Origin of the sequence: Rhizobacter koreensis (genome assembly GCF_013366375.1) — a bacterium.
GTDB lineage: Bacteria > Pseudomonadota > Gammaproteobacteria > Burkholderiales > Burkholderiaceae_C > Schlegelella_A > Schlegelella_A koreensis.
The window spans coordinates 713347-725883 of sequence record NZ_JABWMJ010000001.1; the positions used below are offsets into that span (position 1 = coordinate 713347).

The 12537-nt window shown below is 69.9% G+C and carries 11 protein-coding genes; 7 read left to right on the forward strand and 4 right to left on the reverse strand.

The genetic code is table 11. From position 1 onward, the window contains the following. Positions 1-5: 5 nt before the first annotated feature. The 4 genes from boxA to HQN59_RS03090 form a co-directional block, all read right to left on the reverse strand. Positions 6-1289 carry a benzoyl-CoA 2,3-epoxidase subunit BoxA gene (gene boxA / locus HQN59_RS03075; protein WP_176065905.1) on the reverse strand — a complete coding sequence of 428 codons (1284 nt, stop codon included), beginning with the start codon at positions 1287-1289 and terminating at the stop codon, positions 6-8. A 49-nt stretch (positions 1290-1338) separates the two neighbouring features. Next, complete coding sequence (boxB, locus tag HQN59_RS03080) at positions 1339-2763, reverse strand: benzoyl-CoA 2,3-epoxidase subunit BoxB (RefSeq protein WP_176065907.1); 1425 nt, start codon at positions 2761-2763, stop codon at positions 1339-1341. A 44-nt stretch (positions 2764-2807) separates the two neighbouring features. Continuing rightward, a complete protein-coding gene (boxC, locus tag HQN59_RS03085; protein WP_176065908.1) occupies positions 2808-4481 on the reverse strand; it encodes a 2,3-epoxybenzoyl-CoA dihydrolase in 1674 nt (557 codons plus the stop codon). A gap of 61 nt (positions 4482-4542) precedes the next feature. After that, positions 4543-5568, reverse strand: coding sequence for a helix-turn-helix transcriptional regulator (locus tag HQN59_RS03090; protein WP_176065910.1), 1026 nt, complete (start codon positions 5566-5568; stop codon positions 4543-4545). A 93-nt stretch (positions 5569-5661) separates the two neighbouring features. Here HQN59_RS03090 and HQN59_RS03095 point away from each other — a divergent pair, with 93 nt between their 5' ends. The 7 genes from HQN59_RS03095 to HQN59_RS03125 all read left to right on the forward strand — a co-directional run bounded on the left by HQN59_RS03095 (position 5662) and on the right by HQN59_RS03125 (position 12522). Then, positions 5662-6147 (forward strand): 4-hydroxylaminobenzoate lyase, encoded by a 486-nt coding sequence (locus HQN59_RS03095; protein WP_176065912.1) that lies wholly within the window; start codon positions 5662-5664, stop codon positions 6145-6147. A gap of 46 nt (positions 6148-6193) precedes the next feature. Then, positions 6194-7807, forward strand: a complete 1614-nt coding sequence (locus HQN59_RS03100) for a benzoate-CoA ligase family protein (RefSeq protein ID WP_176065914.1) — start codon at positions 6194-6196, stop codon at positions 7805-7807. Continuing rightward, on the forward strand, positions 7804-8610 hold the full coding sequence (locus HQN59_RS03105; RefSeq protein ID WP_176065916.1) for an alpha/beta fold hydrolase: 807 nt from the start codon (positions 7804-7806) through the stop codon (positions 8608-8610). Before HQN59_RS03100 ends, HQN59_RS03105 begins: the two co-directional genes overlap by 4 nt. After that, positions 8607-9773 carry an ABC transporter substrate-binding protein gene (locus HQN59_RS03110; protein ID WP_176065918.1) on the forward strand — a complete coding sequence of 389 codons (1167 nt, stop codon included), beginning with the start codon at positions 8607-8609 and terminating at the stop codon, positions 9771-9773. Before HQN59_RS03105 ends, HQN59_RS03110 begins: the two co-directional genes overlap by 4 nt. Before the next feature lie 72 nt (positions 9774-9845). Then, positions 9846-10730, forward strand: coding sequence for a branched-chain amino acid ABC transporter permease (locus tag HQN59_RS03115; RefSeq protein ID WP_176065920.1), 885 nt, complete (start codon positions 9846-9848; stop codon positions 10728-10730). Then, complete coding sequence (locus HQN59_RS03120; protein WP_176065922.1) at positions 10727-11728, forward strand: ABC transporter permease subunit; 1002 nt, start codon at positions 10727-10729, stop codon at positions 11726-11728. Before HQN59_RS03115 ends, HQN59_RS03120 begins: the two co-directional genes overlap by 4 nt. Beyond that, positions 11725-12522 carry an ABC transporter ATP-binding protein gene (locus HQN59_RS03125; protein ID WP_176065925.1) on the forward strand — a complete coding sequence of 266 codons (798 nt, stop codon included), beginning with the start codon at positions 11725-11727 and terminating at the stop codon, positions 12520-12522. Before HQN59_RS03120 ends, HQN59_RS03125 begins: the two co-directional genes overlap by 4 nt. Positions 12523-12537: the final 15 nt, after the last annotated feature.

A 12537-nucleotide genomic window follows, 5' to 3' on the forward strand; every position in this document is an offset into this window, starting at 1 on the left:
CGGCGTCAGTACGTCTCGAGGTGCAGCCGGCCTTCGGCCTTGAGCGCCGGGCCGAGCCCGTCCCAGCCGATGCCGGCTTCCTCGGCGACGTCGCGCAACGCGAGCACGACGCCTTCTTCCATGCTCTTGAGCCCGCACACGTAGATGTACGTGTTGGCGTCCTTCAGCAGCGCGGCGAGATCGACCGCGCGCTCTCGCATCAGGTCCTGCACATAGCGCCTGGGCTGCCCCGGCACGCGCGAGAACGCGAGGTTGATGTCGATGAAGTCCTTCGGCAGGTTCTGCAGCGGCCCGAAGTAGGGCAGCTCCTGCGGCGAGCGCGCGCCGAAGAACAGCATCAGCTTGCCGCTCGCGAACTTGCCCGACTTGCGCAGGCGCCGGCGCCACTCGGTCATCGCGCGCATCGGCGCGCTGCCGGTGCCGGTGCAGATCATCACGATGTTCGAGTGCGGGTGGTTCGGCATCAGGAAGCTGCTGCCGAACGGGCCGATCACCTGCACGGTGTCGCCGACCTTGAGGTCGCACACGTAGTTCGAGCACACGCCGGCGGTCGGCCGGCCCTGGTGGTCCTCGGTCACGCGCTTGACCGTGAGCGAGACGTTGTTGTAGCCGGGGCGCTCGCCGTTGCGCGGGCTCGCGATCGAGTACTGGCGTGCCACGTGCGGCTTGCCGCGCGCGTCGACGCCGGGCGGCACGATGCCGATCGACTGGCCTTCGAGCACCGGGAACGGCATGTTGCCGAAGTCGAGCACGACGTGATGCGTCTCGCTCGCGAAGCCGGCCTCGGTGCAGTTGAAGTTGCCGGTGACGGTGGCGGTGATCGGGTTCTTCGGGCCCCACACGTTCACGTACGCGCGCGCCGCCGACCACGGCGGCAGCGTCGAGCCCCAGGCGGCCGAGTTGAACGGCGCTTCGCCCGCGGCCGCGTCGGGGTCGACCGCGAGCACCGGCTCGGGCTCGACGGCCAGCGCGGTGTCGTGCGGCACGCCTTCAACTTCGAGCTGCTCGGGCGAGAGCTCGGCGGGCAGCTCGTCCCAGACCAGCTGCTCCTCGACCGAGTACGCGCGCACCTGCGGCACGAGGCGCCAGTTGTCGATCGACCCGGTCGGGCACGGCGAGATGCAGTCCATGCAGAAGTTGCACTTGGTCGCGTCGACCACATAGTTGCGGTCGTCGTGGGTCACCGCGCCGACCGGGCAGGTCGCCTCGCAGGTGTTGCAGCGGATGCAGATCTCGGGGTCGATCAGGTGCTGCTTGAGCAACCCGGCCGGCGTCGCGGCGATGTCCATGCGTGTGGGTGTCGTGGAGCCGGGCGAAGGGCGCCCGGCCCGCGCGATATCAGTTAAAGCGGACGTACTCGAAGTCGATCGGCTGGCGGTTGATGCCCATCGCCGGCGGCGCGATCCAGTTGGCGAACCGGCCGGGCTCGACGACGCGCCCCATCAGCGAGCCGACGAACGCGAAGTCCTCGGCCGACGGCAGCCACTCGTCGCGCCGGGCGGCCCATTCGGCCTCGCTGACCACCCGGCCGTCAGGCGACATCTTGATGCCCGCGAGGGCGCCGATCTGCCGGTTGAACGCCTTGTGCGGCACGGTCAGACGGGTCGGGATGCCCGCCTTTTCGAGCACCTTGTTCCAGCGCGCCACGCCGGCGACCGAGTCCTTGATGAAGTCGTCGCGCAGCACCTCGTTGAGGGCGTTGAGCATCGGCACTTCCTTCTCGACCAGCTGGCCGTTCTGGACTTCGAGCACCTTGTAGGTCTGACCCTTGAGCACGTGGTCGTCGGTGCGCTTGCCTTCCTCGTAGCGGCCCTTGAGGCCCGAGCTGTAGAAGGTGGCGGCGTTGCTCGACTGGTCGGCGCCGAACAGGTCGATCGTGACGCTGTAGTGGAAGTTGAGGTAGCGCTGGATCGTCGGAAGGTCGATCGCGCCGGCCTCGCGGATCGTCTTCGGGTCGTCGGTCCTGAGCTCGTTCATCAGCTGTGCGGTGCGCTGCAGCACGCGCGAGACGCCGCTCTCGCCGACGAACATGTGGTGCGCTTCCTCGGTCAGCATGAACTTGGTCGTGCGGGCCAGCGGGTCGAACGCGCTTTCCGAAAGCGCGGCGAGCTGGAACTTGCCGTCGCGGTCGGTGAAGTAGGTGAACATGAAGAACGCCAGCCAGTCGGGCGTCTTCTCGTTGAACGCGCCGAGGATGCGCGGGTTGTTCTGGTCGCCCGACTGGCGCTCGAGCAGCGCGCCGGCCTCCTCGCGGCCGTCGCGGCCGAAGTGCTTCTGCAGCAGGTAGACCATCGCCCAGAGGTGACGGCCTTCCTCGACGTTGATCTGGAACAGGTTGCGCAGGTCGTACATCGACGGCGCGGTGAGGCCGAGGTGGCGCTGCTGCTCGACCGACGCCGGCTCGGTGTCACCCTGCGTGACGATGATGCGGCGCAGGTTGGCGCGGTACTCGCCGGGCACGTCGGTCCACGCCTTCTCGCCCTTGTGATCGCCGAAGTGGATGGTGCGCTCGCTGCCGGGGTTGAGGAAGATGCCCCAGCGGTAGTCGCGCATCTTCACGTAGTCGAACTGGGCCCAGCCCTGCGGGTCGACGCTGACGGCGGTGCGCAGGTAGACGTCGAAGTCGGTCGAGCCCTCGGGGCCGACCTCGTCCCACCAGTTGATGAAGTTGGGCTGCCACTGCTCGAGCGCGCGCTGCAGCGTGCGGTCCTCGGCGAGGTTGACGTTGTTGGGGATCTTTTCGCTGTAGTTGATCGTCGACATGAGATGTTCCGTTTCGGTGTGGGGGCGGCGCGGCGGGCGGAGCGCTAGACGCGGTCGAAGTCGAACTGGGCCTTGTCGCCCTTGCCGTAGACCTTGAGCGCGCCCTTCTCGCCGACGGCGTTGGGGCGCTGGAAGATCCAGTTCTGCCAGGCCGTGAGGCGCCCGAAGATGCGCGTGAACATGTTCTCCGGGCCGTTGAAGCGCAGGTTCGCCTCCATGCCCGTCAGCGCGTCGGGCGACATCGCGGCGCGCTCCTCGAGCGCGATGCGGATCTCGTCGTCCCAGTCGATGTCGTCCGGGGCCGCGGTGGCCAGGCCGACCGCGAACGCGGCGTCGGCGTCGAGCCTGGTGCCGACGGTCGCGCGCACCGCGTCGAGCGCCGGCGCCTCCGCGTAGAAGCGGCGCTCGAGGCGCGACTGGCCGGTGACCATCGGGAAGAGGCCGAAGTTGGCCTCGCCGACCGCGATGGCCGGCGCGCGCTCGGGCTCGTCGGGCAAGGCGAGGTGGTAGATGCGGTCGGCGGCGAGCGCCAGTTCGAGCAGCGTGCCGGCGAAGCACGAGCCCGGCTCGACCAGCGCGAACAGGCTGCGCGACGACACGTCGAGGCGCGCGAAGGTGCGGCGCAGGAGGCCGATCGTCTCGCGCACCAGCCAGTGGCCGGCGTGCTCGGCGAGCACCGCGTCGATCGCGAGCACCGCGTCGGCCGCACCTTCCGTCTTGAGCAGCCAGGTGCCGATCTCGAGCTCGTTGGTGCGCATCTGCAGGATGGCGTCGTCGAGCTGGCGACCCATCGCGAGCGGCCACCAGGCGGCGCCGGCGGCCTCGATCTCCGCCGGCGTGGTCGGTTGCGCGGCGCTCGGCGCCTTCACCGTGAACGTGGCGAGACGGCGCGCGCGGTCGATCTCGACGGTCACGAACTCGTAGACCAGCCGGTCGGCGTCGTACTCGGCCTCGAGCGGCGTCAGCGCGACGCCGCGCGCGTCGGCCGGGCGGTCGCTCTGCGCGGCGAGCTCCTCGGCGCGCTGCTGCACGCGGGCGGCGAACTGCTGCGGCTTGACCACCTCGTCGACAAGGCGCCATTCCTGCGCGCGCTTGCCGCGCACGCCTTCGCTGGTGGTGCAGAAGATGTCGGCGAGGTCGTGGCGGACCTTGCGCTTGTCGGTGACGCGGGTCAGGCCGCCGGTGCCCGGCAGCACGCCGAGCAGCGGCACTTCCGGGAGGCTCACCGCCGACGAGCGGTCGTCGATCAGCAGGATCTCGTCGCAGGCGAGGGCGAGCTCGTAGCCGCCGCCGGCGCAGGCGCCATTGACCGCGGCGATGAACTTGACCCCCGAGTGGGTCGACGAGTCCTCGATGCCGTTGCGCGTCTCGTTGGTGAACTTGCAGAAGTTCACCTTCCAGGCGTGGCTCGACAGGCCCAGCATGAAGATGTTCGCGCCGGAGCAGAACACGCGATCGCGCAGGCTGGTCACGACGACCGTGCGCACCTCCGGGTGCTCGAAGCGGACGCGGTTCAGCGCGTCGTGCAGCTCGATGTCGACGCCGAGGTCGTAGCTGTTGAGCTTGAGCTTGTAGCCGGGCTTCAGGCCCGCGTCCTCGTCGACCTTCATCGCGAGCGTCGCCACCGCGCCCTCGGTCGTCAGCGTCCAGTGACGGTAGTCGGCGGGCGACGTTCGGTAGTCGACGCGGTCGAGGCGGGTGCGGTCCGGTGCGTTCATGCGGTCTCCTGAGCTGACGGGCTGGCCAACCGCGTGCACTTTACTGCAATTGATCGCCGTGTCAAGCGGGCACTTTAATGCTTCTCGTCTGGGCGGCCGCCGGCAGCAGACTGCGCAGGCCGTCGATCGCCTGCCGCAGCGTCTTGCCCGAGGTGTCGAAGGTCGCGTCGGCCTTGCCGTAGAACGCCGCGCGACCGTCGAGGATGCGCTTGAGGTCCTGCATCGCCTCGCTGTTGCCGGCCATCGGGCGGAAGTCGCCCTGTGCGATCACGCGCTGCATGTGCTCTTCGGGGGACGCCTGCAGCCAGACCGTGAAGCAGCGCGACAGCAGCAGGTTGAAGGTCGCCGGCTCCGACACGATGCCGCCCGGCGTCGCGATCACCGCCTCCGGGTGCAGCTGCGTCGCTTCCTCGAGCGCGCGGCGCTCGTAGCGGCGGTACGCGGTCTGGCCGAGCAGCGAGTGGATCTCGTCGACGCGGCAGCCGGCAAGGCGCTCGATCTCCTGGTTGAGCTCGACGAACGGCACCTGCATCGAGTCGGCAAGGGCGCGGCCGAGGGTCGACTTGCCGGCCCCGCGCAGCCCCACGAGCGCAATGCGGCGCAGGCGCTGGTCGGGCGCGGTGCTCGGGCCGAACGTGCCGGCGAGGAGCAGCCGCGCGCGGCGCAGCTCGTCGTCGTCGCGCCCGCGCAGCAGGTCGCGGATCAGCAGCCACTCGGGCGACGCGGTGGTCTCGTCGCCCACCAGCTCGGCGAGCGAGCAGTCGAGCGCCTGCGCGATCTGGCGCAGCACCAGCACCGACGCGTTGCCGACGCCGAGCTCGAGGTTGGCGAGGTGGCGCTCCGAGACGTCGGACTGCGCGGCGAGCGCGCGCCGCGTCATGCCCTTGCGCAGGCGCAGCGCGCGCGCGCGTTCGCCGAGCGCGGCGAGGAAGGGGCTGCGCTCGGCATCGCGCGGCTGCGCGGTCTCGGACGGGTCCGCCGGCGGGCCGTCAGGCGTGCCCCTCCCGGCGTCGGCTGCCGTGTCCGCGGCCGCCGCCGCATCTCCCGTCGAGTCGCCGACGCGATCCGGATCGAGTTCGCTGCTCATCAGTACTTACCCCGAAATGCACTATATTGCTCTGATTTTGGGAGCGGTGCGGCTAAGATCGCGTGCAGTTTAGTACCCGGTCCCGCCTGAACCATGTTCGAACCCGAATTCGCGACCCTCGTCGCCGAACTCACGCAGCAGCTGCGCGGCGTGCCGCTCGATGCGGCGCTCGAGCAGCGCTTGAACGCCGAGCACGGCCCGGGCACGCCCACGTTCGAGCGCCTGGCGGCGGCGTGCCGCGCCGGCGTCGCCGAGGGCTGGATGTGCCGCCAGGAAGCCGGCGGCATCCGCTACGGCCGCGTGATCGCGGCGACGCCGGCGACCGGCGGCTTCTCGGTCGACGTCGTCGACATGAACGACGTCGCCGGGCCGAACCACGTCCACCCCAACGGCGAGATCGACATGGTGGTGCCGATGGACGGCGCGCCGACCTTCGACGGCCAGGGCGCCGGCTGGAAGGTCTACCCGCCCGGCAGCATGCATCAGCCGACCGTCACCGGCGGCCGCGCGCTGGTGCTCTACCTGCTGCCCGAAGGCAGCATCCGCTTCACCCGCGAGCGAGCCGCCGTCGCGGCCTGACGCGGCCGGCGGCCGCCCGCTGATCGCCTTTCTTTCCAAGCACCCGATGGCCCATTCCGCTGCCGACGTCGCACCGCCGCCCGAGTCGTTCAACTTCGCGCGTCACCTGCTCGACGCCAACGCCGCGCGCGGCGCCAAGCCGGCGTACGTCGACGACGTCGGCGTGCTGGGCTACGACGCGCTCGCCGACGGCGTACGACGCGTCGCCGCGGCGCTGCAGGCGCTCGGCCTGCGCCGCGAGGAGCGCGTGCTGCTGCTGATGCACGACTGCGCACACTGGCCGCAGGCCTTCCTCGGCTGCCTGTACGCGGGGGTCGTCCCGGTCGCCGTCAACACCATGCTCCCGGCGAGCGACTACGCCTACATGCTGCAGCACTCGCGCGCGCAGGCCGCGCTGGTCTCCGCGGCGCTGCTGCCGACGCTGCAGAGCGCGCTGGCGAGCGCGCCGCACGAGGTCGGCGCGCTCGTGGTCTCGCGCGGCGATGCCGGCGCGCTGCCGGCGAACGCGCACGACTTCGACGCGCTGCTCGCCGCCCACGCGCCGGCGGTGGCGCCAGCATCGACCTGTGCCGACGATCCGGCGTTCTGGCTCTACTCGTCGGGCTCGACCGGCCGGCCCAAGGGCACCGTGCACTCGCACGCCAATCTCTACTGGACCGCCGAGCTCTACGCCAAGCCGGTGCTCGCGCTGCGCGAGAGCGACGTCTGCTTCTCAGCGGCCAAGCTGTTCTTCGCCTACGGCCTCGGCAACGCGCTGACGTTCCCGCTCGCGGTCGGCGCGACGACCATCCTGATGGCCGAGCGGCCGACGCCCGACGCCGTGTTCCGGCGCTGGACCGGGCAGACGCCGGTCCAGGCGGGCGCGTTCAGGCCGACGGTGTTCTTCGGTGCCCCGACCGGCTACGCCGGCATGCTGGCCTCGCCCAACCTGCCGGCGCGCAGCGAGGTGGCGCTGCGCCTCTGCTCGTCGGCGGGCGAGGCGCTGCCGCGCGACATCGGCGATCGTTTCACCGCCCGCTTCGGCGCCGAGATCATCGACGGCATCGGCTCGACCGAGATGCTGCACATCTTCCTGTCGAACCGCCCCGGGGACGTGCGCTACGGCACCACCGGCAAGCCGGTGCCCGGCTACACGGTCGAGCTGCGCGACGAGGCCGGCCGCGTGATCGACGGCGCCGACCAGATCGGCGACCTCTTCATCGACGGTCCGTCGGCCGCGCTCATGTACTGGGGCAACCGCGAGAAGAGCCGCGACACCTTCCGCGGCTGCTGGACCAAGAGCGGCGACAAGTACGTGCGCGACGCCGACGGCTACTACATCTACGCCGGGCGCGGCGACGACATGCTCAAGGTGAGCGGCCAGTACGTCTCGCCGTTCGAGGTCGAGTCGACGCTGATGCAGCACCCGTCGGTGCTCGAGGCGGCGGTGATCGGCGTCGCCGACGAGCAGGGGCTGACGCGCGCCAAGGCGTACGTGGTGCTCAAGGACGCCGGCCTCGCAGACGACGCGTTCGCCGACGAGCTGCGCCAGTTCGTCAAGAGCCGGCTCGCGCCGCACAAGTACCCGCGCCTGGTGGAGTTCGTGGCCGAGTTGCCGAAGACGGCCACCGGCAAGATCCAGCGCTTCCGGCTGCGCGAGCAGGCGCAAGCCGCTTCATGAGCGGCCCGGAGCGCGTCACCCTCGACCTTGCGGGACGCCGGCTCGAGATCGAGGTCGACTGGGTCGGGCCTCGCGATGCCGATCGGCCGCTCCTCGTCTTCCTGCACGAGGGCCTCGGGTCGGTCGCGATGTGGAAGGACTTCCCGGCCGCGCTCTGCGACGCCTGCGGCGTGCGCGGCCTCGTCTACTCGCGTCCGGGCTACGGCCGGTCGACGCCGCGTGCGCCCGGCGAGCGCTGGGGCGTCGACTTCATGCATCGCGAGGCCGAACAGGTGCTGCCGGCGCTGCTCGATGCGCTCGGCGTCGACGCGCCGTATGCCCTTTTCGGTCACAGCGACGGCGGCTCGATCGCGCTGATCCACGCCGCGCGCTTCGCGCCCCGGGTGAGTGCCGCCGTCGTGATGGCGCCGCACTGGGTCGTCGAGGCGTTCGGCCTCGTCAGCATCCGTGCCGCGCGCGAGGCCTACGAGCACGGCGATCTGCGGGAAAAGCTGGCGAAGTACCACGCCGACGTCGACTCCGCGTTCTATGGCTGGAACGACATCTGGCTTAATCACGCCTTCGAGTCGTGGACCATCGAGAGCCTGCTGGCGCAGATCGCGTGTCCGGTGCTCGCGATCCAGGGCACAGGCGATCCGTACGGCACCATGCGGCAGATCGAGCGGATCGCCGAGGCCGTGCCCGCGACGCGTCTCGTCAAGCTCGCCGAGTGCGGCCATTCGCCGCACCGCGACCGACCCGATGCGGTGATTGCCGCCACCCGAGATTTCCTGAACCAAGCCATCACTGGGAGACAACGATGAAGCGCATCACCCTCGTCGCCGCCGCGACGCTCGCCCTCGCCGCCGGTTCGGCGCTCGCGCAACCGGCCGCCGACAAGGTCAAGGTAGGCCTGATGCTGCCGTACAGCGGCACCTACGCGGCGCTCGGCACCGCCATCGAGAACGGCTTTCGCCTCTACATGCAGGAGAACGGCGGCAAGCTCGGCGGCAAGACGGTCGAGTTCTTCAAGGTCGACGACGAGTCCGATCCGGCCAAGGCGGTCGAGAACGCCAACAAGCTGGTCAAGCGCGACAACGTCGACGTGCTGGTCGGCACGGTCCACTCGGGCGTCGTGATGGCGATGGCCAAGGTGGCCAAGGACAACAACACGCTGCTCATCGTTCCGAACGCCGGCGCCGATGCCGTGACCGGCCCGATGTGCGGCCCGAACATCTTCCGCACCTCGTTCTCGAACTGGCAGCCGGCCTACGCGATGGGCGTGGTCGCCGCCGAGCAGCAAAAGCACAAGACGGCGGTCACCATCACCTGGAAGTACGCCGCCGGCGAGGAGTCGGTGAAGGGCTTCAAGGAAGGCTTCGAGGCCAAGGGTGGCAAGGTCGTCAAGGAACTCAACCTGCCGTTCCCCGGCGTCGAGTTCCAGGCGCTGCTGACCGAGATCGCGTCGACCCGGCCGGACGCGGTTTACGCGTTCTTCGCGGGCGGCGGCGCGGTCAAGTTCGTCAAGGACTACGACGCGTCGGGCCTGAAGGCGCGCATTCCGCTCTACGGCCCCGGCTTCCTGACCGACGGCACGCTCGAGGCGCAGGGCAGCTCGGCCGCCGGCATGCTGACCACGCTGCACTACGCCGACGAGCTGAACAACCCGGTCGACCGCCAGTTCCGTCTCGCCTACGCGAAGACCTTCAAGCTGCAGCCCGACGTGTACGCGGTGCAGGGCTACGACGCGGCGCAGCTGCTCGCCGCCGGCCTCAATGCCGTCAAGGGCGACCTGAGCAAGCGCGACGCGCTCGTCAAGGGCATGGAGTCGGCGCGCCTCAACAGCCCGCGCGGCACCTGGACGCTGTCAAAGGCGCACAACCCGGTGCAGGACATCTACCTGCGCAAGGTCGACGGCAACGCCAACAAGCTGGTCGGCGTTGCCGCCAAGCAGCTCGCCGACCCGGCGCGCGGCTGCCGCATGTGAGCCGGAGAGGGTGTGAACGAACCGAGAATGGCCGCCCGATTCGGCCGGATGCCTTCACACCTTCTGCCCTGAATGGACGCCGTCACCTTCCTGATCCAGTGCCTCAACTCCGTCCAGTACGGACTGCTGCTGTTCCTGGTGGCGTCGGGTCTGACGCTGATCTTCGGAATCATGGGCGTGATCAACCTCGCCCACGGCAGCTTCTACATGATCGGCGCGTACATGGCGTACGCGCTCGCGCCGCTGGTCGAGCGCTGGATCGGGGGCGGCTTCTTCGTCGTGGTGGGCGTCGGCATTGCGCTCTCGGTCGCGCTCGGCTACCTGCTCGAGTGGCTGTTCTTCAGCTATCTGTACGAGCGCGAACACCTGCAGCAGGTGCTGATGACCTACGCGCTGATCCTGGTCTTCGAGGAGCTGCGCAGCATCCTGCTCGGTGACGAGGTGCACGGCGTTCCGGTCCCCGGCTGGCTCGCCGGGAGCCTGCCGCTCTCGGACCTGATGACCTATCCGGTGTACCGGCTTTTCGTCTCGGTGGTGTGCCTCGCCGTCGCGGCCGGCATGTGGGCGGTGATCACCCGCACGCGGCTCGGCATGCGCATCCGCGCCGGCGCGACCAACCGCGAAATGGTCCAGGCGATGGGCGTGCCGATCAAGCTGCTCTACCGCATCGTGTTCGCGGTCGGCGTCGCGCTCGCCGCGCTCGCCGGCATGATCGCCGCGCCGATCAGCTCGGTATATCCAGGCATGGGCGGGCAGGTGCTGATCATCTGCTTCGTCGTCGTCGTGATCGGCGGCATCGGCTCGATCCGCGGGGCCTTCATTGCCGCGCTGCTCGTCGGCTTCGTCGACACCTTCGGCAAGGTGCTGTTCCCGGCGATCGCCGGCATGCTGGTCTACCTGCTGATGGCCGCGATGCTGCTGTGGAAGCCCGAAGGTCTCTTCAAGGCGGGCTCGTGAGCAGGGCCGATCTGCTGCGCCTGGTGCCGGTGCTCGTCGCGTTCGCGGCGCTCGCGTTCTTCCCGCTCGCGGGCTCGGCGTTCTACACGCAGCTGGTGCTCAAGATCATGATCTTCGCGATCTTCGCGCTCAGCCTCGAGCTGCTGGTCGGTCAGACCGGTCTCGTCAGCTTCGGCCACGCGGCGTTCTTCGGCATCGCCGCCTACGTGACCGTGCTGATGACCAAGGCCGAGATCACGTCGCTCTGGCTGGTGCTGCCGGCGGCACTGCTCGCGAGCGCGGCGTACGCGCTCGCAGTGGGGGCGCTCTCGCTGCGCACCCGAGGCATCTACTTCATCATGATCACGCTCGCGTTCGCGCAGATGGCGTACTTCGTGTTCCACGACACGCCCGTCGGCGGCGGCAGCGACGGCATCTACCTGATGGGTTCGCCGATCGCGGCCGTCGGCGGCGCGACGCTGCTCGACCTCGGCCACGGACCGACGCTCTACTACGTGGCGCTCGTGCTGCTGGTCGCGACCTTCGGCTTTCTCGCGGTGATGCTGCGCAGCCGCTTCGGCCGCGCCCTCGCCGGCATCAAGGCGAACGAGCAGCGCATGCGCGCGGCGGGGTTTCGCACCTACGGCTACAAGCTCGCGGCATTCGTGCTGTCGGCCGCGCTCGCCGGCATTGCCGGCTTCCTGTTCGCGGTGAAGGACGGCCTCGTCAACCCCGAGCTGCTGTCGTGGCACTTCAGCGGATCGGTGCTCCTGATGATCATCCTCGGCGGCATCGGTCATCTGCGCGGCGCCATGCTCGGCGCGCTCGCGCTCACGCTGCTGCAGGAGCTGTTCCAGTCGGAGGCGCTGTTCGGGTCGTTCGCCAAGCACTGGCAGTTGCTGCTCGGGCTCGCGATCATCGCGTGCGTCGCGCTGATGCCGAACGGTCTGATCGGGCTGGTGCGCATCCCGCGGGCCGCCGATCGCGCGGCGGGCGGCGTTGATGGGGACGGCGCATGAGCGCGGTGCTCGCGCCGCGGCCCGAGGCGTCGTCGGGCGACGTGGCGCCGAAGGCGCTGCTCGTCGCCAGCCACGTCTCGCGCCACTTCGGCGGCCTCAAGGCGGTCGACGACGTCTCGCTCACGCTGACGCGCGGCGCGGTGCACGCGGTCATCGGCACCAACGGCGCCGGCAAGTCGACGCTGATCAACGTGCTGTCGGGCGAGATCCCGGTCACGTCGGGTCGCGTCGAGCTGATGGGCAGCGACGTCACGCGCATGAGCCAGCCGCTGCGCGCGCGAAGGGGGCTCGGCCGCAGCTACCAGCGCAACACCATCTTCCCGGCGTTCAGCGTGTTCGAGAACTGCCGCCTCAGCGCCCAGGCGAGCAAGCCGCGGCCATGGGACTGGTGGTCGTCGGCAGCGCGGTGCGAGGCGAGCTGCGAGGCCGCCTTCGCCGCGCTCGACAAGGCCGGCCTCGCCGCACTCGCGGAGCGCACCGCGGGAGCGCTCTCGCACGGCCAGAAGCGCCAGCTCGAGATCGCGATGTGCCTGGCGACCGCGCCCGAGGTGCTGCTGCTCGACGAGCCGCTGGCCGGCATGGGCGCCGAGGAGACCGAGCGCATGCTCGCGCTGCTCGCCGAGCTGAAGCCGGGCCACGCCGTGATGCTGGTCGAGCACGACATGGACGCGGTGTTCCGCGTGGCCGATCGCATCACCGTGATGGTGAACGGCCGCGTGATCGCGAGCGACGAGCCGGCCGCGGTGCGCGCGAACCGCGAGGTCCAGGTCGCCTACCTCGGCGAAGCGGCATGAGCGGACCCGGCCGCC